The sequence below is a fragment of the Paenibacillus sp. FSL W7-1332 genome (assembly GCF_037969785.1).
In the GTDB taxonomy this organism is placed as follows: Bacteria; Bacillota; Bacilli; order Paenibacillales; family Paenibacillaceae; genus Paenibacillus_AQ.
The window spans coordinates 1,064,545-1,088,305 of the sequence record NZ_CP150209.1 but is presented as its reverse complement, the minus strand read 5'-3'; the positions used below and the strand labels follow the sequence as shown (position 1 = coordinate 1,088,305).

Annotated in this window: 15 protein-coding genes; all 15 read right to left on the bottom strand. The window is 51.7% G+C overall.

What is annotated here, in order from left to right:
- Window positions 1–103: 103 nt before the first annotated feature.
- Window positions 104–4,546, bottom strand: a complete 4,443-nt coding sequence (locus MKX98_RS04675) for an endo-1,4-beta-xylanase (protein WP_339221689.1) — start codon at window positions 4,544–4,546, stop codon at window positions 104–106.
- 57 nt (window positions 4,547–4,603) lie between these two features.
- Window positions 4,604–5,563 (bottom strand): carbohydrate ABC transporter permease, encoded by a 960-nt coding sequence (locus MKX98_RS04670; protein ID WP_007127858.1) that lies wholly within the window; start codon window positions 5,561–5,563, stop codon window positions 4,604–4,606.
- The gene (locus MKX98_RS04665; protein WP_194540938.1) at window positions 5,563–6,522 is read right to left on the bottom strand and encodes an ABC transporter permease subunit; all 960 of its coding nucleotides are present in this window, start codon (window positions 6,520–6,522) and stop codon (window positions 5,563–5,565) included. The genes MKX98_RS04670 and MKX98_RS04665 overlap by 1 nt, the downstream gene beginning before the upstream one ends.
- A gap of 85 nt (window positions 6,523–6,607) precedes the next feature.
- Complete coding sequence (locus MKX98_RS04660; protein ID WP_145040907.1) at window positions 6,608–8,311, bottom strand: extracellular solute-binding protein; 1,704 nt, start codon at window positions 8,309–8,311, stop codon at window positions 6,608–6,610.
- A gap of 126 nt (window positions 8,312–8,437) precedes the next feature.
- The gene (locus MKX98_RS04655; protein ID WP_339221681.1) at window positions 8,438–9,970 is read right to left on the bottom strand and encodes a response regulator; all 1,533 of its coding nucleotides are present in this window, start codon (window positions 9,968–9,970) and stop codon (window positions 8,438–8,440) included.
- Window positions 9,942–11,786: a sensor histidine kinase gene (locus tag MKX98_RS04650; protein WP_220686548.1), complete on the bottom strand. Its 1,845-nt coding sequence runs from the start codon at window positions 11,784–11,786 to the stop codon at window positions 9,942–9,944. The genes MKX98_RS04655 and MKX98_RS04650 overlap by 29 nt, the downstream gene beginning before the upstream one ends.
- Before the next feature lie 17 nt (window positions 11,787–11,803).
- Window positions 11,804–13,351 carry a helix-turn-helix domain-containing protein gene (locus tag MKX98_RS04645; RefSeq protein WP_220686549.1) on the bottom strand — a complete coding sequence of 516 codons (1,548 nt, stop codon included), beginning with the start codon at window positions 13,349–13,351 and terminating at the stop codon, window positions 11,804–11,806.
- Between the two features lie 188 nt (window positions 13,352–13,539).
- The gene (locus MKX98_RS04640) at window positions 13,540–14,373 is read right to left on the bottom strand and encodes a carbohydrate ABC transporter permease (RefSeq protein WP_113059342.1); all 834 of its coding nucleotides are present in this window, start codon (window positions 14,371–14,373) and stop codon (window positions 13,540–13,542) included.
- Window positions 14,374–14,404: 31 nt separating this feature from the next.
- Window positions 14,405–15,355: a sugar ABC transporter permease gene (locus MKX98_RS04635; protein WP_113059341.1), complete on the bottom strand. Its 951-nt coding sequence runs from the start codon at window positions 15,353–15,355 to the stop codon at window positions 14,405–14,407.
- Window positions 15,356–15,385: 30 nt separating this feature from the next.
- Window positions 15,386–16,708, bottom strand: coding sequence for a sugar ABC transporter substrate-binding protein (locus tag MKX98_RS04630; protein WP_113059340.1), 1,323 nt, complete (start codon window positions 16,706–16,708; stop codon window positions 15,386–15,388).
- 140 nt (window positions 16,709–16,848) lie between these two features.
- The gene (locus tag MKX98_RS04625) at window positions 16,849–18,402 is read right to left on the bottom strand and encodes a response regulator (RefSeq protein ID WP_339221674.1); all 1,554 of its coding nucleotides are present in this window, start codon (window positions 18,400–18,402) and stop codon (window positions 16,849–16,851) included.
- Window positions 18,377–20,155: a sensor histidine kinase gene (locus MKX98_RS04620; RefSeq protein ID WP_339221672.1), complete on the bottom strand. Its 1,779-nt coding sequence runs from the start codon at window positions 20,153–20,155 to the stop codon at window positions 18,377–18,379. The genes MKX98_RS04625 and MKX98_RS04620 overlap by 26 nt, the downstream gene beginning before the upstream one ends.
- A 311-nt stretch (window positions 20,156–20,466) precedes the next feature.
- Window positions 20,467–21,642: an NAD(P)/FAD-dependent oxidoreductase gene (locus MKX98_RS04615; RefSeq protein ID WP_071220853.1), complete on the bottom strand. Its 1,176-nt coding sequence runs from the start codon at window positions 21,640–21,642 to the stop codon at window positions 20,467–20,469.
- 31 nt (window positions 21,643–21,673) lie between these two features.
- A complete protein-coding gene (locus MKX98_RS04610) occupies window positions 21,674–22,144 on the bottom strand; it encodes a DUF1641 domain-containing protein (protein ID WP_071220854.1) in 471 nt (156 codons plus the stop codon).
- A gap of 270 nt (window positions 22,145–22,414) precedes the next feature.
- Window positions 22,415–23,722: a polysaccharide deacetylase family protein gene (locus MKX98_RS04605; RefSeq protein WP_339221670.1), complete on the bottom strand. Its 1,308-nt coding sequence runs from the start codon at window positions 23,720–23,722 to the stop codon at window positions 22,415–22,417.
- Window positions 23,723–23,761: the final 39 nt, after the last annotated feature.

Here is a 23,761-nt window from a genome sequence, read left to right as displayed (position 1 = left end):
AAAAAGGCCAGCCCGTTACTCACGGCTGGCCTCCAACTCATTCATAATTTTCATTCTGGCTTTCATCGTTCAAGTCCGATCATCGTATTAACCATTCACAGCCTTAATCATTCCAATTCCAAATCCGGTCAAGGATCACAGCCGCCTGAGCACGCGTAAAGTATGCTTTCGGCTCGATTTTGCCGTTCATTCCGTTCACGATGTCCGAACCTGCAAGTGCTGCTGCACTCGATTTAGCATACTCGGCGACCTGATCCCCATCAGCAAAAGAATCCAGTGACCTCTGTCCTTCCAGCTTCTTGCCGGCTGCCTCCAGAGCACGCTGCGTCGTTACCATCATGTCCTGGCGTTTCATTGGCGTGTCCGGCAAGAAACGGTTTCCTCCGACACCTTGAACGAGCCCAAGCTCTGCGGCGATCTGCACGTCTTCGTAATAATATGCCGAAGGCAAAACATCTCCGAACGCTGCCCGGCCTTCGCCCGAGCCTTCCAGCTCCAACGCGCGTACGAGCAGAACGAGGAATTCGGCTCGAGTAATCGGGTTCAACGGATTGAATCTTGTTTCGGTCTCACCTTGAATGATCCCGCGAGATGCCATCGTTTCGATTGCATCGATCGCCCACGGCACATGCTTCAGGTCATGAAACGTCTTGTATGCGGAGGCGACTGCAAACGTGCCGCCATGCGGCAGCGCAGCACGAACGATCCCATCTGCGGAGTTATACCGGCTGCTGGAAAGCGGAACCCCGCGCCCGTTAGAGTCGATATGCCAAACCATGATATGATTCGGTCGTGCAAGCTCTTCCTCGGTGGGGGAATAAGGCACCGACCAGATGAGACGATGCTTACCCTGTTTCCAGGACAAAGCCCGCTCGCCAGCAAGAACCTCTGCCCGGAACACCGGACGATCGCCGATCTTCTCGCGAAGGGCCGCATCCAGATTGCCGCCCGACGATTTCTCCAGACGCAGCGTTACGGTTTCCGTATCCGTTACACCGGTCCCCTGAATCAACACGCTTGGCATTTCCAGCGTACCGAACTCCGTTTGGACTAGGAGAACTGCCTGCGGATTCTCCAGCAGCCACTTACCCGGCAGCAAAATGTCAAAGGACTGGGCTCCTTTCTGCGCCGGAACGTTAACAAGCACCCGCTTCGTTCCGGTAGTTCCAGCCACTGCCTTTTCCATTGCCTGCTGAAGCACTCGGCTCGAGACTCCAACTATAATCCGCCCGTCATGGTTCCGGATTTCGAGTGAAGACGTACTTGGTGCTGGACTCGGACTGCTTCCGCCACCGCCCGCAGTTCCGCCGCTTCCACCGTTACCGCCGTTACCGCCCCCACTATGTTCTCCGCCGTCTCCATTTCCTCCGCCGGGAGCGGAGCTCTTCGTAAATTCCAGCACGCCGAATCGGGTCGTGTTCTGATAGGATTGGCCGGTCGGATCCGACCATATGGCCACACTGTCTCTTGTACCTTGGCCTTCTTCATCGTTGTTCACCTGAAAATCGAACCCGATCACCGTCCCTTTCTCAGGTTTGATCTTATCCAGGCGGATCGCTGCTTCAACGACATATCCGCCCTCGGTAACCTTCGCAGCGGAAACGAAATTATCCTCGCCCGCATGACCGCCGAAGGAACGCGCATTGTTGAAGTTCATCCGGTACTGTCCATCATCTTCCTGGTAAACATCCGTCTTTCCATTATTCTGATCCACAAAAATCTCTACCGAATCCTGCTCCCATACGTTGGGACTCGCATCCGATAACAAGCTGTCGCTAATAATGGCATAAACGTACAGGTGATTCTCATCCCATAGCGTCCGGAATGTAGCGGTCGCGCCGCTGTTTCCCTCGACCCACACGTCGGTTGCCAGTTCCCCGGCATCCTTCCAGATGCCGTCGAGTTCGCCGTCTACCGTTGGGGTGCCATAGCCGGACTGGGCCGATTTCGGCGCAGCAGTGAGCGTTAGAATGCCGAGTCCCTCCTGATCGCTGTCCTGGGCATGCCTTGGATCGCTCCAGGACACCACCGCTCCGTTCTTGCCATGCTCGGAGCCGTCATCCGAACCGGAATCCGTTACTCGGACATCGAAATAAATCTCGCCGCCCAGCGCTCCTGCTCCGTTTAACTGGAGGAGGGCTTCCCCTGCGTAACCTGCAGCAGTCTCGACCGTATTGGCGGCTCCACGCTGAATCTCGGCTTTTTGCACAGCACCGTTCACTACAGCGAAAATTTCGGCCTGATCTCCGGGAGATATCGAGCCGTCCGACACGTCAACCTTGACGTAGACATGGTCCCTGTCCCATAGCGTCTTAAATTCGGCAGATAGCGAGCCAAGCTGCTCCGTCTTAAAGGCCGGAACCAGATTCCAGGCAAAATCCGGTTGTCCGTCAACAACCGCCTTGCCCTCCACGGCCGTTCCGGTCTTTCTCACTATCGTTAGCCTTGAAGGATCGACCATCCCCCAATAGGCTGGCTTGGCCTGATACTGCTTGTCAAAAGGAAACGGGGCATCCTGTCGTCCCGTACCCGCGGGACGGTCATGCAGCCAGGTATGGTCGTCTGCGATCCCCCAAAGGGTGACATTGCTGATCCAGCCCCCTTCCACGCCTGCATCGGCGCCCATTTGATCCAGCCGCTTCAATTCTTCAAACAGCTCTTTGTACCGATAGCCTTGCTTGTCGAGCAATTCCTGGGGAACGGTCTGGTAGGTGTCGGTATTGTTCGTGTACACCGAAACGTCCAGCTCGGTAAGCTGATTATCAAAGCCGGCCTCGCCAAACATCCGGATGGAATCCGAGATTTGCTGGATGGACGGCCCACTGATATTGATGTGCGTTTGATGGCCCACGCCATCGATTGGAACGCCTTCTGCCTTCAGCTGTTTTACAAGATTCAGCAAATAATCGCGTTTCTTCGGGTTGTGCGTGCTGTAATCGTTGATGTAGAGCTTGGCCTCGGGTCCGGCTGCATCTCGTGCCGCATGAAAGGCGGTCCGGATATAGTCGAGCCCCGTTATCCGGTACCACTGGCTGTCCCGCATGCCGTCCGGACGCCCTTCGTCAATGACCTCATTCACGACGTCCCAATCGCGGGCATCTCCCTTGTAGCGGCCAACCACCTCATGGATATAAGCTTCCAGTCTCTGAAGGACGAGCGCTTTATTCTCCGGCGTGGCTTCGAGATATTGGCCCTGATCATCCTTCAGCATCCATTCGGCGCCTTGCTGATGCCACAGCAGCGTATGGAACCGGAGGTTCATGCCATGATCCCTGGCATAATCCCTGATGAGATCCGCGTTGGTAAAGTTATAGGTTCCCTCTCTCGGACTGAGAGATTCCGGCTTCATCACGTTCTCGGCAACAAGCGAGTTGTAATGGTAATCCAGAAGCTCCTTGTGCACGCCGGACAGATGCTTGGGCTCCACGGCTGCCCCGATCTCGAAATAATCCGCATACACATCCTTCAGCGCGGGAATATCCGTCTGAATCGAGCCCGGCAGTGCGAGCTTAATGTCATCGATATAGAAATTGGAAAGATCCGAGGTTTCCATATACAGCTTCAATGTTTCCATATCCGAAGTGAAGCCAAAGGTTCCTTTCAGCTCCACCCACTCCGTGCCGCTCGCGGAGGCTGAGGCAACGGTTGTATAGGACGTTTCTGCTGCGCCCGCTGCTTTGTTCTCCATCGAAAGGGATATTTTGACCGGAGCGGCAGGTGCCTGCTCAAGCCTCGCATAGGCTGAGATCGTATACGTTTTTTGGCTCACCATGATGTCTTTAACGTCTTGGCTGGGCCCGTTCCAGCTGTTCGCCCGCTCATGGACCTTTAAGCCGTAGCCGCCGCTATGGGCTGCTTCTGGGACAGCTTCTACGGTCTCCGAATCGCGTGGTCCCCAATCCATCGTCGTTCCGTCTTCAAAATCCCATACGACCGTATTCTTTCCCCCCGGTATCTCAATACCCGGGTCTGGTGCCGGCTCAATCAACCGGACCTTGAATTCGTCCATATAATAAGCGGCGTCCGCACTGCTTGGACTCTGCAGATATACCTGCAAGGCCGAAGCGTTAGCATCGTATTTATAATGGCCCTTCACCTCTACCCACCCGTCAGCAGTTACATCGACCGGACTGCTGAAGTTCACATATTCCGGCTCGGCTCCGGTTTGCTGCATGGCAAGCTGAAGCTGCTGAGTCCCTTGGGTGTCCTCCTTCAAATGGACATATGCGGAAATTTCATAGGTAGCTCCTTTGTCCAGCCGGTTCGTGGCGGATAGATCAAATCCCGGTCCGTTCCAGTTCGCCGTCCTTCCCTCCGTCAACAAGCTCCCTGTCCCTTCATAAGCATAGGTAGCGGAGGTCACCGTCTCCGTCCCCCGCTTAAACCACCCTTCCGTCCCTCCATCAAAATGATGATGAATCACAAGATTCTGATCAGCGGACGTTTGGACCGGTTCAACTGCCGCCGCACTCCGGCTGGGCGGAATGAGCAGCAGGGACGCGATCAGCATCAGGCTGATCCTCCTAATGATTGTTCTCTTAGACACGAAATGCTTGCCTCCTCATTGGTTGCATTTATGGTCTGTCATATAGCGAAACCTGGATTATTCCTTGACGCTGCCCACGTTCAATCCGACTACGAAATATTTCTGCATGAACGGATAAACCAGCAGAATCGGAACCGATGCCACGACCGTTACGGCAGCGCGAATCGAAATCGGCGTTACCATGTTCACCGCAGCGTCCTGCGTCATCCCGGCTCCTGCAGCCACTGCCGGGTTGCTGTTCGCGTTCATACTGGATGACAGCAGCTTCATCAGCTCATACTGCAAAGTGCTCAGCTCTTGGCGGGAGGAGGTATAGATGAATGCATCGAACCAGGAGTTCCAAGCCCCCACGGCCACGAACAGCGCAATGGTTGCCAACACCGGCTTACACAGCGGGAAGATGATCCGGATGAAGATTTTAAAATCTCCGGCTCCGTCAATTCTTGCCGATTCGACCAAGCTTTCCGGAATCGTTCCGATATACGTCCGGATAACGATCATATTAAATGCGCTGATCATCGACGGGATCACATATACCCAGAACGAATTCAGCAGGTGCAAGTCCTTCATCAGAAAATATCCAGGAATCAAGCCGGCGTTAAAGTACATCGTCAGAATAAAGATCAATGTAATCGGCTTGCGGAATACATATTCCCGACGGCTCAGCGTATACGCCAGCATCGTGGTCAAGACCAGATTCAGCAGCGTTGAAAGCACTGTTCTTGCCACGGAAATCCAGAACGCGTCATATATCGTTCCCGAAGCGAATACCGCCTTGTAGTTCTGCCAGGTAAATTCCCTCGGCCAGAGATAGATTCCGCCCCGGATCGTATCATTCCCCGCATTCAGGGAAACGACGATCGTGTTCAGAAACGGATATAATGTGACAACGACAAGACCAATCATAAACAAGGTATTGAATGTATTAAAAAGGATCGGCTCTACTCTTTTTTTTCTGACGGATTTAGGCGCTGCGGCAGCAGTTGCTGGCCCAGGGCTGATTGTTTGATTTGCCATTATAGCAGCCTCTCTTCCCCTAGCCGTTTCGCGACTCCGTTTGCAATCAATAACAGCGTCACACTAACGACCGTTTTAAATATACCGGCAGCCGTTGCTAATGAGTAATTGCCTTGGGCAAGCCCGTACTTCAGCACGAAAATGTCAATCGTTTGCGACCAGTCGACAACAAGACCGTTGCCCAGCAAGTATTGAACCTCGAAGCCTGCTTCCAGAATGTGACCGACCTGCATGATCAACAGAATGATGATCGTTGGCTTAATGCCCGGCAAAGTGACATGGAACATTTTCCGATAGCGGCTTGCCCCGTCCATATCGGCAGCCTCATAAAGCGCCGGGTCGATGGATGCCATCGCAGCCAAATATATAATCGTATTCCAGCCGACTTCTTTCCAAACATGCGACGCCCCGACGATTCCCCAGAAGTATTTGCCTTCACTGAGCCATTGGATCGGCTCCTTGATGAGATGCAGCTTCATAAGGATATCATTGATGATTCCGTTCGAAGCCAAGCTCGTCGCCACAATCCCGGTTACGATGATCCAGGATAGAAAGTGCGGAAGATAGGAGATCGTCTGTACGGTTCTTTTCCAAACCACTTTCTTGATTTCATTCAGTAACAATGCAAGGATAATTGCAGTCGTAAAGCCGAGAATCATATTGATAACACTCATTGCGAGCGTATTGCGAAGCACTTGCAGGAAACTTTCATCCTTAAAAAGAAATTCAAAATGTTTAAATCCTACCCACGTCTGTTCACTAAAGTCTCTAGCCGGCTTGTAGTTCTGGAAAGCCATGGTCCATCCCCAAATAGGAACGTAGGCAAACAAGATGATGTAAGCCATCAGAGGCACCGACATATAGATCAACTGTCTCTGTTCTTTGAGGACGGCCCAGGTGATTTTCTTGTTTGTCTTAGGCTTGCGGACGGCAGAGTCTTTGACTACGGTCTCTTCCATAAGTTTGTTCTCCCCAAAACCCTATATTTCGTAAAAAGGAAGGCAAGGAGCCTTCCCCATTCCGATTCATGTACCTTCCGCTGCTTTACTTAACAGACCAAGTGTCTCTTCTCCATTGCAGCACTTCATTAATCCGATCTTCATAAGCCTTGATGTTGAGCTTGCGGATATCAGTGACGTACTCATCCCAGACGCTGTCGAATTCTTCCGGTTTAGCAAGAATGGCTTTTGGTAAGTACTTCGTGGACAACTCATTTTGCTTCGTATTCACGATTTTCGCTTCAGATCCGTCTACCAGGTCGACCGACCATGCCGGGTAAGCAATCTCGTTCTCAGGAGCTGGACTGAAGAAGTCAACATAGCTGTTGAAACCGTATTGGGCAAGGAAGTTCTTGTCATACTCTCTCAAAGCGGCTACCATTTCTTCAGGCTGTGCAGCGCCGTCTGTAGCGTTGCCGTCCGAGAATAAACCTTCCATTTTTGGTGCTTGACCGTGGAAAGAATCGGCTTTATTCGCGAGCTTCCAGGTTGCATCGGTAAACAGATCGCGCTGCTCTTGCGTTTTCATGAAGCGGCCGTCCTTGACAATGTAATCTTCCCCCTCGATCCCCCAGGACAAGATTTTTTGCCAATCTTCTTGAATCAGCGTATCCAACAATTTGATAATTCTGATCGCCTGCTCTTCGGATGCGTTGACCGTGATCCCGAAACCGTTATTGAGGTTCAGAGCCGGACGATCTTTGTAATGATCCTTGATACTTTCATCAAATACAAGCGGAAGACCGACATACGTTCTTTCATCTTTCTTCTGGGTAATCAGCGCGTCCTCTGCGCTTTGGAAGTTCCAGTGCTGGTCAAACATGCCAAGAACTGCGCCGCTGGAGATTTTCGCCATATACTGGTCAAAGTTCTGGGTGAACGTTTCCTTATCGATGATACCCAGGGCATTCATTTCGTTCAGTTTTTTATAATAACGTTTGGCATAGTCCTTATCGGCAAAAATTTCCGCCTTGCCGTCTTTAACAACTACACCGCCGTCATTCGGATGACCGATCAAATGCTGAGGAGCATTGAACAGGCCCCAGTTTTTCCAGTCATAGTTCAGAATTTCAAAGCCGATCGTCGGGGTACCGTCAATGGTCGGATGCTTTTCCTTGTATTGTTTAATGATGTCAAAATATTGATCCAAGGTTTTAACCTCTGGATATCCTGCCTCTGCCAATACGTCCTTCTGAATCCAGAAGGCTGGGCCCGAATAATAAGACGAGGTAACATCAGCATTCGTTACACCGTAGTTTGGAAGATTGTAAATATGACCGTCATTCGGGTCTTTCATCATGTTCCAGTACTTCTCATAATGCTTCTTCAAGTTTGGCGCATGTTCTTCAATCAAATCCTCGAGCGGGATAAAGGCACCGGCAGCTGTCAGCTTTTGATTCGCTGTCATCATGTCCGGATAATCGCCGCCTGCAATCATAACGCCGAGCTTCTGGTCAATATCGCCTGCCAGGAACTCGAATTTGAAGGATGCTCCTGTCTTTTCCCTGATTAATTTATAAATCTTGTTGTCAGGTGTTGGTTGCTGGTCGGGCTGACCGATAAAAACACTCACCTCAAATGGTTCGATCTTATCCCCGTCCGTCCCGGGTGTTGTTTGTTCTGCGGAGTCCTTTGCTTCCGGCTGGGCCCCGCTATTCCCGTTTCCGCCCCCGCAGCCCGTAAGCACGATGCAAAGCGACAACAGCAACACCGTGCTGAGCCGAAGCCATGATTTTGTCTTACCCCCCATAAAAGCACCTCCGTCATAATGTGGTTACATCGTTGGTCGATACGCCTCTTCATGTAACCTTCCTTTATTTTAAAAGCGCTTTCAAAGGCGGACTATACTATAATTAAAGCATTAACCTTAAAAACTTTAGAACATCCTCTTCTTGAACTCATTCGGTGCCATGCCCCATCTTTTTTCGAAATGCTTAAGGAATTGGTTGTAGTGGGTGTAGCCGACCCTTTCGGCGATTTCGCTGTTCTTCAGCTTGTTCTGCTTCAACAGCGCGGCCGCTTCCTCAATCCGCAAATTATGTATGAGTTCGTTGAAGCCAATCCCATTCTTACGCATCAGCAGCTGGCCGAGATAGACGGGATGCAGATAAAAAAGCTCCGCCAATCGCTTAATGGTCAGATTCTCCCGGTAGTGCTGCCGAATATAATCGTTAATCTCCTGGATTATGCCTTGCGAATGCCGGGCCTGCTCCTTGAGAAGAAGCTCGATGCACTCTTCCCCGAAGCGCAGCAGCTCTCCCATCAAGTCGTTCAAATGGAAGGTTCCGTCCGTTAATCCAGCTGCATTGGATTTGGCTGCCAGGATTCGAGCTTCCGCACCTTCCGCCTCCCTCACCAAATCCATGATTTTATACAAAACATGGATCACCATTTTCTTCACGATCCCCGGCGCGATTCGCTGCTCCGCAAACCTGGACGCAGCCAATCCGGCAGCCTCGCGGTATCCCTTCTTGTCGAGGAGTTCCACGGACCTGATGACATCATCCATCAGGTTCGTGGGGTAACGATAATGAAACGGCCGATCCCGTACCTCTTCATATGAAATCATCCCGCCGTACGCCGGAACGTAAAATTGATGCTCGATGGCTTCCTTGGCGGTTTCGTAGCAGCGACGGATATGCACCAGAGACTGCTGGCCTTCTCCTACAGCCATAAACAGCCGCTGTCCTGCATAATGGCGGACCAGCTCGCGGATCGTGCCTGAGGGTACGCTCCCGTTGTCAGGGGAATAACCGTTCACCAAACAAAGCCGGTTCGATTCCAGATCGATGACATACTCCGAATTCGCGTGGGCTGACAAGCGGGCGACGGTTTCCTTGACGTCAGGAAACAAGGCAGACTCCGCTTGGATCAGACATACGTTCCACTCTTGATGGGCGGAGGATAAAACCTGAAGCCTCGACAGGCCGCTAGCCCTAAGCGGCATCTCCAAGAGCGTTTGCATGATCAGCGAAACATCCTCTTCCCTCTTAGCAATCGCGCTCAGGCTTAATCTGCGATGCTCCTGCATCAGCTCAGCATGAATCTTGCCGAGCTCCTCCTCGGCTTCCTCTGCAATAATAGGCTTCAGCATGTAGTGATGGATGCCGTGCCGCAATGCCTTCCTTGCATATTCAAATTCACTGTAGCCGCTCATGATGGCAAATTTCACACCGCTATCCCGGTGATGCTGCTGCCAGGTTTCAATCATATGAAGCCCGTCCATTAGCGGCATGTTTACATCGGTAATGACCAAATCCGGCGCAAGCCCATGAATCATCTTCAAGCCTTCCACTCCGTTGCCCGCGGTTCCGCAGACGCTAAACCCCAAGCGTTCCCAATCGATCCACAGCGCCAGCCCTTCCAGCGCACCCGGTTCGTCATCGATCAACAGCACTTTGAAAGGCATGGTTCTCCCCCTCTCCGCCTTCATGCTCCCGAGACTCCAACAGCCGGATCGGAATCTCGAATGAAACGGTTGTCCCTTGATTCGGGGTGCTGGCAATGTTGAAAATGACATGATCGTCGTAGTACAGCTCCAGCCGCCGATATACGTTTCGAATGCCGAAGCTGTTGCCCGAGAACTGCTCGTTGCGAACCGAGAGAATAATGTCCCGTAGCTTGCTTTGCTCAATGCCCTTACCGCTATCCGTAATGACGATGCGAAGATAATCACGGGCAACCGAAGCGCTTATGGTCACCAGACCCGCTCCATCCATCGCCTGAAGGCCATATTTGCATGCATTCTCAACGAGCGGCTGAATGCTCATTTTCGGAATCTTATAATGAAGCGCTTCCATATCGATGTTGAATTGATATTCGAATTTATCCCGAAAGCGAAATTTTTCGATTTTGAGATACATTTCGATAAATCTGATTTCCTCCTCCACGGAGACCAAATCCTCTCTCCAGCTCAGGAGTCTGCGAAGCAGCTTGGACAAGCTTTTGATAATATCCGTCACATCCGTGTATCGATTCTTCGTGCAGACCACCAATATCGCATTCAGGGTATTGAACAGGAAATGGGGATTCATCTGGCTCTGCAAAAAGTTCAATTCAGCCCGAACCCGCTCCATCTCCAGGCTTTTCTTCTGAATCTCCAGCTTGTACACATTGTTGATCAGGGAGTTCATCTTCGCTGTCATCTGATTGAAATTCCGGATGAGTCCGCCGATTTCGTCCCGGCCTTCGTCCAGTTCAATCAAGTCGAATTTCTCGTTGCTCACCTTCTGCATATGACGGGACAAACGCTTCACCCGGTAATTGTAGGACCGGAGCATAACGGTAATAAAGACCGCCGCAACCAGCGTAACAACCGCTGCCAATACAACGGTAAACAGCTGCATATCCAGCATGGCGCTCGTAATCCGGCTCCCCCGGTTGATGCCGATCAGCTTCCACCCCTTCACGTACCTGGCCGTTCCGATCGAGAACACATGCCGATCCTCTTCGTCGTATTGCTCCAGGTCAAGCTTCGAATATGCGCTGTACTTCCCTCTTTCATAACCGCTGCTGGCCGACATAATAATCTCATTGTTCTCGTTCACCAAATACATATCCAGATAATCGCGTTCCCGTACAATAACGTCATAGATCTTGCTCAGGTCGATGTCGATGCGAAGCAGCTTCTCATAAGTGGAATAGCTATCAAAATAATCCATCTTCTCAATGACGCTTAAATACGGAACCGTCGAAGCCGAATTGCTTGCCTCCGTAGCCCTGTATGCCGCCACCAGCACCGGATGGGCCGAGCTCTTCCACAACGCATACCAGTCGCTCTCGAGCACGTTATCGTTGATCACATGATAATTGCCGCCGGACACAATGGTGGAATTTTCGGTGAAGATGCTAATCCGCTGAATCTGGTTGTTAACCGGTATGTAGCTCGTTACCCGATTCCGGAGCTGTTCATCAAAGGTTTCGTAGAAGTCCAGCTGGGACTCATACTCGCGATCGAGCATTTCGTAAAGGGTCTTATCCGTACTCAGCGCATGACTTACAGCCACCCCGCCGTCGATGAAATTATGAATATCCTTCCTAGCCCGCTCCATCGAGATATCGAGGTTCTGCTCCTCTCTCTCCCGGATCAGCTCCGACATCCGATCCATAAAGATGAGGTTGACCACCAGAATAGGCAGCAGTACACCAATGACAAAAATAAGAAAAAATTTAGTTTTCAACGGAATATCGTTCACGAAATTCCCCAGCCTGAACATTCTCTTCATGAAGGCACCCTCCCGGTTTAGCGCTGCTTGCTTTCAACATGATTCTTGTAATTCGAGGGCAGAATCCCGGTTGTCAACTTAAACTTATGGATAAAATAGTCCGCGTTCGGGAACCCGACATGGAGCGCAATCTCGGAAACCTTCATTCCGCTCCGTTTCAGCAGCAGCTTGGCCTCCTCGATCCGCTTGTCATTCAGGTATTCCTTGAACGGCTTGCCAGCATGCTTCTTGAACAGCTGCCCCAAATAGGTGGCGTTCATATGGAAATGTCGTGCCAAATCCTGAAGCTGAAGCCTGCTCCGGTACTCCCGGTCGACATACTGAATCACTTGAAAAATGGTGTTGTGCTCGTTAAGCTTGCTTAACTCTTCCAGCTGCGAAGCGGCCTCAAACGCGAGCAACCGCATATAATTCTTCAACGGCACTTTATGGCAAGCATCACTCAGATGACCAAGCTTCCTTTGCAGCCGGTTCATGAATAGATCCGGATCTCCATTCATTTCCGCGATTCTTCGACACAGCTTCAATTCCAGATCGGCCACATCGGCTTGAAAAGCCCTCAGGTGGAGGAGATGATCGGGCATGGCCGCAAAAATCCGCGCCAAGCATGACTCGATGGACGCATGCTCCCCCGCCATAATCATGGAAAGCAATTCATCCATCCATCCGCAGGGAAGTCCCCGGAGCCGCTCGTCTCCTCTCGGTTCTTGGCAACAAAACACGCCGCTTCGGCCTTGGCTTCGCTTATCGTCGCGCACCTCCGCGCTTTGCCTGTAAAGCTTTCCGATCGCCTGGATTCCCTCCCCTGTGCCGCTTAACGCCACGATAACCGGCCCTTCAAGCTCCCGGGCCAGAGCAGACTGCAACTGCAGCGCAATCTCCATGACCTCATCCAGAGTCGAATGCTCGACATGCAGCACCACTCCGATGCTCCCGCTATTGTCCTGGAAGCATCCCAGTAAGCTCGGGGGCCCGTAATCGGTCATCCATTCGATCCAATCTACTCCCGTTTCAGTAATCCCTGTTTCAATCAATAGGCACTGCAGCAGCGGCTCGCCCTGGATTTGCATCGCATTGCTGGCTTGCTCGGCCAAATCAGGGCTCAACTCTTCCCGAATGAGCCGGTTCAACAAATAATGGACGGCAAGGCCCGCTTTCTTCCGGTAGCTGCGTTCAGCGTCTCGTTCGTCCTGGATCTCATGGCTGAGCTTGGCAAGCACTGCCTCGATCTCCTCGTCATCAATCGGTTTCAGCAAATACTCGGCGACCCGTTGGCGCATGGCTTGATGCGCGTATCCAAAATCATCATATCCGCTCAAAATAACGAATTTCGGAGGAAGGGGCAGTATCCGTTTGCTGTGCTCAATCAATTCCAGGCCGTTCAGGACTGGCATGTGGATATCCGTCATCACCAGCTCGGGCTTCAACTGTTCCATTAACTTTAGCGCTTCCGGAGCGCTCAGAGCTTCTCCGCATATTTGAAATCCAAACCGGTTCCAATCGATCATGGTTCGAAGTCCTTCCAGAACCCACGGTTCATCGTCCACCAGAAGTACATTGAACAATACCCTCGTCCCCCTTCATGATATGTTAGATGTAAGCGCACTCATTTTACCTTATACTACCATACTAGTATATCTGTGAGAATATACTGCAGCTCCTCTGCTTTATATTGGTATCCTGGTCAGAACACAAATAGCCCGTAAGCGGGGTTCCTATACAAGAACTCCGCTTACGGGCTGCTTAAGCTCGCCTACCCCTTAATTCCGGATAAAGTAACGCCTTCAATAATATATTTCTGCCCGATGATATACACGATGAGAACCGGGACGAGCGCAATGGAGGCCCCCGCCATCATCAGTGTCCAATCCGTTGAATACATGCCCCGGTACAAATTCAGCATCATCGGCACGGTAAACTTATCCGTGCTGCTGAGAAATATCAGCGGGTTAAAGAAGTTGTTCCACATCCCTAGAAAGGTAAAAATCCCGAGTGCCGATAAAGCCGGTTTGATTAGAGGAAGCATGATCCGGGCGTAGATCGTCCAGCGATTCGCACCGTCCACGATGGCAGCCTCTTCCATTTCCTTCGGAATGCCCCTGAAGAATTGCCGGAGCAGAAACACCCCGAAGGCGTTCAGCAGCGCAGAAGGGACGATAATCGCCAGATGCGTATCCAGCCATCCGATATTTTTCATGATCAGATAAAGCGGAATAATGGTCACTTGTCCCGGCACCATCATGGTTGCCAGAAACAGAATGAACAGCGGCTCCCGGAACGGGAACGTGATTTTGGCAAAAGCATAAGCCGCCATGGAGCAGGTAACCAGCTGTGAAACCACGACGATTATATTGATGTAGAAGCTGTTGAAATACGCACGACCGAACGGCAGCGCTGTCAGTGAATCCTTATAGTTGGACCAGATGAACGGGTCCGGAATCCACTTGGGCGGCACGACGAATACTTGCGACAAATCCTTGAGCGAGCTCAGCACCATCCACACAAACGGCAGGGCCATCATGCAGGCGCCTAGGACCAGCACGATATGCAGCACCACGGTGGACATCCTCAATCCCCGATGTATCATTCATTTTCCCTCCTTCCTAAAGGTTCGACCATCAGTCTTCGTAATGCACCCACCGCTTGGACATTTTCATCTGGAACAAGGTAAGCGACAGAATCATCACGAACAGGATGACCGCCGATGCCGTGCTCTTGCCAAAGGTAAAGTCCGCAAAGGCGGTCTCGTAGATGTGATAGACAAGCGTATAACTTGCCTTCGCCGGCCCGCCGGAGGTCATGACAAACGACTGGTCGAACACCTGAAAGGAACCGATAATGGACATGATCGTTACGAAAAAGGTCGTCGGGGACAGCAGCGGTATCGTAATATGGATCAGCTGCTGCCATTTGCCGGCGCCGTCAATTTCGGCTGCCTCGTAATAACTTCTCGATATGCCCTGAAGCCCGGCAAGGAACAGCACCATGTTGCCTCCCAGCCCCATCCAGACGCTCAGCAGAGCAATCGAAGGCATCACGTACCTGGAATCCGTCAGCCAGGAGGGGCCCGTTATCCCGAACCACTGCTGCAGGTACATGTTAATAAGGCCGAAGTCGGCGTTGAACAGCCACATAAACACAACGGCGACGGCAACGGACATCGTAATGTTCGGCATGAAGTAGATCAGCCGGTACAGAATCTTCCCTCGAACCCGGTTCAAGCCTACCGCTACCAGCATGGCGAGAACGATGCCTGTCGGTACCGACAAAATCGTGTAATACACCGTGTTCACCAGTGCGATGTGGAACTCCTCATCCTGAAGCTGGGACACGAAATTTTGGAGACCGATAAACTTCTTGGCTCCCATGCCGTCCCAGTTCATCATGCTGATGACAAAAGCCGAGATGAGAGGGACCAATGAAAAAGCGATCAAGCCGATCATCTGGGGAAAGATAAAAAAGTAGCCCCATAAACCGTCGGACGTCTTGCTCTTTAAGGTCGTTCTCCTCTCCGGAATCCGCTCCGGAGAAGGAGCGGCTCCGGAGCTTCCTGCAGGCTGCGTGTTCATTTCATCTCACCGTTCCTCCCCAGAGCTGGATCAATTCTTGCCGCTCTTGTAATCCTGAATTTTCTTGTTGGCCATATCCTGAATATCCTTCAAGGAGCTTTCCAGATCCTGATCTTTCAGCCACAACGCCTCGAACTTGGACGTAATATCCTGGCTAAGTCCGGGAATACCGGCCTCGAACGGAGTCAGGGAATACCCGATCTCACGCGCGTCCAGGAATAACTGGGCATGCTCCGGCAGATTGCCTTCCAGCACCACTTCATCCGTTCCCTGTACCGACGGGACCGCATTGCCGCCGCCCTGCAGGCGGAAACGTTGACCCTCTTTGCTTACGTACTCGGAGAAGAAGGTGTATGCCGCTTCCTTATTCTTCGATGCCTTGTTCATCACCATGTATGCGGTCGGGATACCGGCCGGCTCGATTTTATTGCCGGTATTGGTTGGCCATGTGACCACGTCATATTCAAGTCCTTGATTCTTCTTGAACAGCGGCAAGTACCAGCGGCCTGCAGCTACAAATCCGACCTGGTTGGACATAAACATGGCATCCCCGCCCTGCCCTTTGGGAAGCGTGCCGGAGAAGGTAATGTTTTTGGATTTCACGTTGTCGTACAGGAAGCGGAACGCCTCCATCGCCTTCGGATCCGAAGCCGCTACGAAGTTCCCTTCTTCGTCGTATACTCGGCCGCCGTTGGAAGTAACCCAGCTGTGATAGCTGTTCCAGGAGTTATCCAGCACGTAGCCGTACTTTTTGCTGTCCCGGATCTTGTCCGACATTTCCTTGAATTTGTCCCAGGTCCACTGTCCGTTCGCCTGAAGGTCGGCCGGCATCTCGGTGATCCCTGCTTCCTTCAGCACCTTCTTGTTGTACCACAGCACCATCGGATTACAGTCCACCGGCACCCCGAAGGTCTGACCGTCCCGAACGGCTGCGCCCCACAAGCCTTCAAAATAATCCTCCTTCTTGATCACGCTTTCCGGTGCGTCCATATACGGCGTCAAATTCTCAATGCTCTGATTCTCGATCAGTTTCACGACCAGGGCGTCCCCTGCATAGAAGATATCCGGGGCGGTCCCTCCTGTTAATTGGGTTAATATTTTCTGATCATATTCGCCCGGAATCGGAATAAATTCGACCTCAATGTCCGAGTGCTTCTTATTAAAGTCCTTCGTGAGCTCCTGAAAGCGGGTAAGCTCGCCGGGATTTCCCCAGGTCGCCCATTTGATCTTGACCTTCTCACCGCTTCCGGACTCCCCACCTTCTGATGTTCCACCGCCTCCACACGCTTGGAGTATGGATGATAGTAGAAGAATGATTGCAAGCAATGACCCTCTCACCTGTTTCCTTGTCATTTCATTTCCTCCATTCAAACCAGATTTGGACTCGCTGGTAAGCTCTTGTAAACGCTTTAATTATAAAATTTTGACAAAAAGCTTTTGAACGGATTTTGTTCCGAAAAAGTGGATTCTTTTCCGATCCTATGAAATTCCCATTATTTTCGATGCTGTCCCTGGTATTCCGCGGGCGTCATGCCTACCAACTTCTTGAACAGTTTGCTGAAGTATTTCACGTCATTGAATCCGGAGCGATCCGCTACCTCATACACGCGCAGCGATGTGGTGGAGAGCAGCTCCTTGGCCCGTTTCAGCCGCAGATCAATCACATAGTCAATGAAGTTATGTCCGGTGACGCGCTTAAACATTTCGCTAAAATAGTTGCGGCTTACAGCCACTTCGTCCGCCACCTCCTGCAAGGAGATCGGCTCGGCAAAGTGGGCCTTAATATATTGAACGGCCTGCAGCACGATCCGCTCATGCAGCGTGGATTCCGGTAAGGGGTGCCGCATAGCCTCCTCACGCAAGGCATGGAAGCCTTGGAGCACCAGCTCTTTCACTTCCTCCACCGAACGAAGCTTGCCCACTTCCCCGATCTGCGGAAGCGGCGGGCCGCCGGGAAGATGAAACATAGCGAGCAAGCTCAGAAGTTCCTCTGCTTCCCGGAGAACCTCCTGCTTCTTCATCCGTCCGGGCTGCCAGCGCTGCATGACCGACTGCAGCCGCTCTTCGGTTTTGACCATGTTTCCGACCGACAGGGCGGCTCTAAGGGCATGCATCTCGGAAGCAGACGTCTTCTGGGCCAAATCGGCATCGGTAAGAGGGAGCTCCTCTGCCCGAAGAATCTGTTGATCTCGATGGAAGAAGAGGCCCTCCAGGCTCTCGCTAGCTTCTCGAAACGCTTCCTGCAGCTTATCCATGCCGTTATATCTCCTGCTGAGCCCCATGGTGCATCGGATCGGCAGATGGATAGCCGCTTCGTGCTCTAAAACCTGCCGATTTGCTTCGTCCCCTAACGGCAAGCATACAGCGATCCGGTCCGTCTCCAGCCGAACTGCCAGCGCCTCCGGCACCTGGTCATACAGCTGTTCCATTAATCGCTCGATCTCGTCATGCCAATCCTTGTGCTGCACCCCTGCCGTGCCAGCCCCTGGGTCAGAATCAAGCTGGAGCACGGCCAGCATATAAGCGCCGTTAACATTTCGTGCTTCCAGGCTGGCGATTGCGCCCGGCTCTCCGGAAAGAGCCTGAAAGAGCATTTTCTCGGCGGCCTTCTTCTTATTCAGCCGCTGCTGCTGCTCATGCTCGGTCAGAATCCGCTGCATCTGCTTCTCCTCTTCCAGCTTCAGACGCATGTGATCAAGCACGGCACCCAGAGAGTCCGCATCGAGCGTCGGCTTGAGAATGTAATCGGAAGCGCCAAGCCTGATGCCTTCGCGCACGTATTCGAAATCGCTATGACAGCTGAGCAGCAGTACCTTTACCCAAGGACAAAGCTCCCTTGTCCGACGGGTCAGTTCCAACCCGTCCATGACCGGCATCGCGATATCCGTGATCAGAATGTCCAAATCCCCGTTTACGATCCACTTCATGGCCCGCTGTCCATTCGAGGCCTCGCCCACAAGCCGGTAACCGTATTTCTCCCAGTCGAAGGTCGAGCGCAGTCCCGTACGCGCGATCGCTTCGTCATCCACGAGCAGCACTCTGTACATAATCGTCCCCCCTTTGTCTCGCAAACGTGATTGTGACCCGCGTTCCTCCGTCTTCCGGGCTTTCCACCCATACCCCATATCTGCTGCCGTAATACAGCTGAACCGTTTGGTGAACATGACGCAGGCCGATATGGGTCATGCCATGCTTGGAGTGATCCTGCTCATAGGACAGCAGTCCTTTTATTCGTTCAGGCTTAATGCCGATTCCATTGTCCTCGATCCGCACCATGACATCCTGCTGCTGCGATGTTATCCTGATCTGAATGACGCCCCTTTCATCAAGCGGGGCAATTCCGTGAAAGATCGCATTCTCCACGATCGGCTGCAGCAGCATCCGGGGAACATAAAGGCCCTCCATCTCCTCGGGGCAATCGATCCTTAACTCGATTTGGTGGTCATAGCGGTAATTCTGGATGATCATATATTTGCGAAGCAGCTCCAGTTCATCGCCAAGGCGTATGAACACCCCATTGCGCTCCAGGCTCCCCTCCAGCAGATGAACAAGGGCCGTAACCGATTGATCCACGTCATTCGTCCGGTTCAGCTTGGCCATCCAGCGGATCGAGTTCAGCGTATTGTAGAGAAAATGGGGATTGATCTGATACCGCAGCGCGCGGATTTCGGCTTTTTTCTTCTCGGACTCCTCCGCGGCGATGCGTCGGATTAGGAGGTCGATCTGCTCTATCATTTTGTTGAAGCTTCTGCCCAACTGACCGATCTCGCTGGGTCCTACATTCTTGCTGCGGACCGATAAATCGCCTGCCTCGCTTCTGCGCATCAAACGGCTCAGGTGAACGAGCGGGTTGCCGATTCTCCGCGTCATAAAATAACCCATGCCGATCGCTGCCAGAATCGATCCGAATACAATCCAGACCGTGAAACTCCGGATGCTGGCGGAATCGGCCGTTAGTTCCTTCAGCGGCACCATGCCTACCACATGCCAGCCGTTGTTCAGGCGCGAGGGGATCATCAGCGTTTTGTTGTTGTTCAAGTTATATTCCGTCATATCCGAGGGCAGCTTGATCCGGGACTGCCTCCCGTACATCGAAGGATCCGGATGATAGAAATAACGATTCTCGTCATTGGCCACGTACATATACCCCGTGTCCCCGAACTGGACGTGGTTTAATTCATCGATCAGGACATCCCCCATAATCTCGATAAACATGACTCCGACAATCTCCCCTGTATCCCAGCTCCGAATCGCCCGACCTAGTCCGAAGACCGGAAATCCCATTCCCGTTTGCTTCAGGTAGGAGGTATCCGACAAGCCGAACCATACCGCCTGTCCGTTCGCCTCCAGAATCGATCGATACCATGGAGAATCCCACTGGTCCGGGATGGACATCAAGGAATCGGCACTGAGGACCGAATTGTTCCGCTGCACGTCAAACACGTACACGTCCAATATCTCCGGCGAGTTAATCATGATGGAGGTCAGCAGGTCCTTCCCCTCCTTCACCTTCAAGGTCAGGTCATACTTACTGATATTCTGATCCTCTAGTATGCCGTGAACCACCTTGCTGTTCAGCACCATCATCGAGGAGTCGTCCAGCTTCTTGAAGAACATGTTCAGCTTGTCACTGACTTGGGTGATGGTGAGGGAAGCCACTTTACTGACCTGTTCCTCCACGATCGAGGCCGATTTGTTATACGACAGGAACCCCATAATAAGAACCGGGAGTGTTGTGCCGATGAAAAAAAACAAAAACAGTTGAGTGACAATGGAATGAAGACGATGATATCCCCGCATACAAGCTCCCTCCGTTTCATAAAATGAAAACTGCGAACCTTTTACGATAGCGCTTACATAACTGTTTGACCTTCTTTCTTCTTCCTTTTCACCTTCTGCCTTTCCCTTACCTCCTTCTCTAACATCCCGCTCCGGAGCACCATGAAGGTCCTGCTGTATCCCTCGCTCCCGGGTGTAATCATCGTATTATGTTTTCATGTCGATGTCCCTAAGTCCATCTGCTTATGTTTGGGCTGCGCAAATAAAAAAAGAGATGGACCCGAAAATCTCGGGTCCATCTCTTTATATGTGTATAATGTCGCCTTCTAGGCTTAGTAAGCCAGTGTAAACAAACCGTTGATGTGAGACAGGTAACGCATGTTACTTGCTTCTTTCATCAAGGTTGCAGGCAGACCTTTCAATTGGGTCTTGTTAGCGCCAATGGTACCGATGGCATCTTTACGTCCCAAGCTGCCGAGCGTACCGGAGAATACCGGTGTGAACGAAGCTGGTGCGCCGCCGTTCAATTGAGCGAAGATGTTGTAGCCGATCAGTTCGCCCATTTGCCATGCAAGCTGTGCCGTTGGCGGGTATGGACGACCTTCAGGTCCCATAACCACCGCGCTGTCGCCTGCAACGTATACATCAGGGTGAGATGCGGATTGCAGGAATTCGTTAACAACCGCACGTCCGCGATTGACTTCGATGCCGCAGTTAGCCACAACGGAGTTGCCCTGTACGCCGCCAGTCCATACCAAGGTGCTGGTTTCGATCGTGCTGCCGTCTTTCAGTTCAACGGTTGTACCGTCCATTTTGGTAATCGGCAATCCGGTCAGGAAGTTCACGCCGCGTTTCTGCAGGCTTGTTGTCGCGCGGTCAACCAATTCAGCAGGGAATCCCGGCAGAATCGAAGGAGCTGCTTCAACACAATAAAGCGTGATTTCTTGTGGGTCGATACCGTATTTGCGAGCCAGCTCGCTTCTCATATCAGCATATTCACCAACAAGCTCAACGCCTGTCAAGCCGCCGCCGCCAACCACGATGGTAGCGTCCGCTTTGTTTTTCGTTTTGCTGTATTCCGCAATACGGGACTCCACATGAGCACGCAGACGATTAGCATCGTTCACGGACTTCAGAATGAAGCTGTTCTCTTGCAGTCCCGGAATGCCGAAGAATGCCGTTTCGCTGCCCAGTGCGATAACCAGGGCATCATAGGTGAAGTTTCCGCCGTCATCGAGGGAAACCGAACGCTCATCCGGCTTGATTTCCTTAACGTTGCCGATGCGCAGGTCAACGTTCGCGCCGCGCAGAAGCTTGTCGAGCGGCAAAGCTACTGCTTTCTCTGCGATGTTGCCTGCTGCCAGACGGTGCAATTCCGTAATGATCTGATGGGTTGGGAAACGGTTGATCAGCGTGATTTTTGCAGCAGCACCAAAATGCTCGCGTGCAGAAAGCGCACTAAGCAAGCCGCCATAGCCTCCGCCCAAAATTAAAATATGTTTAGACATGACCATCCTCCGTTCTTCGTATGATTATGGATTAACGCTTGTTTTGTTGGTCGCGATCGTTAAGAACGTCCAAAAAAGCCTGAGCATAGCGAAGACCCTTTTGAACCTGAGGATCTTTCAGCATTTTCATCAGACCAAATACGCCGATCTGAGCTTGGTCGCCTTGAGCGTGTACACGGTCTCCGGCTTCGATAGCTGCAGATGCAACGCTTTTTGCTGCTGTCGTGATTGGCTTCGCGAATCCGCTAAGGGAAGCCATGGTGTCTTCCGCAAGCACGGGATCCGTAGCTACGGATTTACCGAAGTCATAAGCTTTAGTCATGACGGTCAGCATTTCCGTAAGTTTTGGAAGATTGTCCACGAGAGTTGTGAGGGATTCCTGAACCTCTGGCTTGAGCAGTTGTTCGAGCAGCACATCAGGACGGCTGGACGCCGCAGCTTCTTGGTTTCCTACAACATTTTCCGGAGTTTCGGACGGCTGTGGAGAAGATGTTTCTGTCATAAAGAATTGCCTCCTTTTCTTTAAATGAATTCCCAAGATGAACTTGGCGACGATCGAACCGGCTAGCTTTAATTTTGGGATAACCGGTATCTATTATGCATCACTTACAAAAGTGCGAACTTATGGGTGACTCACTATCGCCAAAAATAAAGCAGGGGGAAACTTCCCCCTCCTTTATTCGGAAACAATCTTAGGGATTGTGATAAATATCTCTAAGTACTAGTCTATAACTTGTGAAGCATAATTACAAACATAAAATGCAATTTTCGACTACAAAGTTAGAACGCGATACTCGCTTTCTTCATATGTAACTCTTGTAACAGGGCGGCCGGAAAAGTCAAGTGCTTCCCGAAGCGGGATCCAAGCCGTACCGCCGATCAAATGAATATCCGAAGACACCGGTTTGCCCCCTGTTTGCATGGGGAATAGCAACCCACCCACCGGATCCGCTTCCCAGCGATTCCCTGCAAGTGTCACCTGCACCGTCTTGTTGTGAGACTTCCAGGTCACGCTTCCGCCGAGCCGCTCCACCAGGGAACGCAGCGGTACCATCAACCGGCCGTCCACCATTTTGTATTCACCTGCCGCGAATGCAGTCTCCATTCCTCCAAATTCCACAGCCAGCGTTCTCCCGGTCTCAAATAGCGCGGCATTGGCTGTGACATGTTCGCGAATCCACTGCTTTGAAGGCTGCGAAGCCTTACGTGCACTCTGCTGTGCACGAAATTGAACAGGCTGGACTTCAGTAGACAATACGTCAAAGGCATAACCTTGCTTTTTATAATAGGAAATAATCTCCGGCAGGGCCTTGACGCTCTCAGCATGCCCTTTACCGTCATGAAGAAGCACGATCGCCTCATTGCCATTCACTTTCGTGGTTGCCCCTTTGACGATGTCTTTAACCGGAACGCCTCGATACTTGGAATCGCCGCTGTCGACGTTCCAATCGAATACATGATATCCCCCCTGCTTCATGTATTGAAAATAGGCTTCATCAAAATGTCCGGCCGTCCCCCCGGGAGCTCTGACCAGCTGCGGCCGTTCACCCGTAATTAAACGAATGATTTCCTCCGTTTTCTTAATCTGCCCCCAGAAATCCTGAAAATGCCCGTAGAGCTCGTCATAACGATGATCATATGTATGATTCCCGATCACATGGCCTTCCTCATAGATGCGGTTGATAATTTCGGGACGGGTCTCCGCCTCCTTGCCCAGTACAAAAAATGTGCCTTTAATTCCTTCGCGCTTCAAAATATCCAGAACATCCAGCGTCAGATCCGATGGCCCGTCGTCAAATGTCAGGTATACCGTTTTGTCACTTTGTTTCTTATATTGAACAGGTGCGGCGTTCACGGCCGGTGTATTCTTGAATGCAGTCGTGACGATTGGCAGGCTGGCCTCTTCGGGCTTAACCTGTACATCCTGCCGAGTTACTGTCATTGGCGCCGATGCCAGAGGAGCCTGTTCCACATATATGTCTATCGGCCGCTGGACCTCAAGCCCCATACCGATCATGATCAGCAATGCCAACACGCCGAAAAATACCGCAATTGATGTTACCCGCACCATATTTTTCATTATCAACTCTACCTCCATCGTTTCTATGAGTTCGGCTTC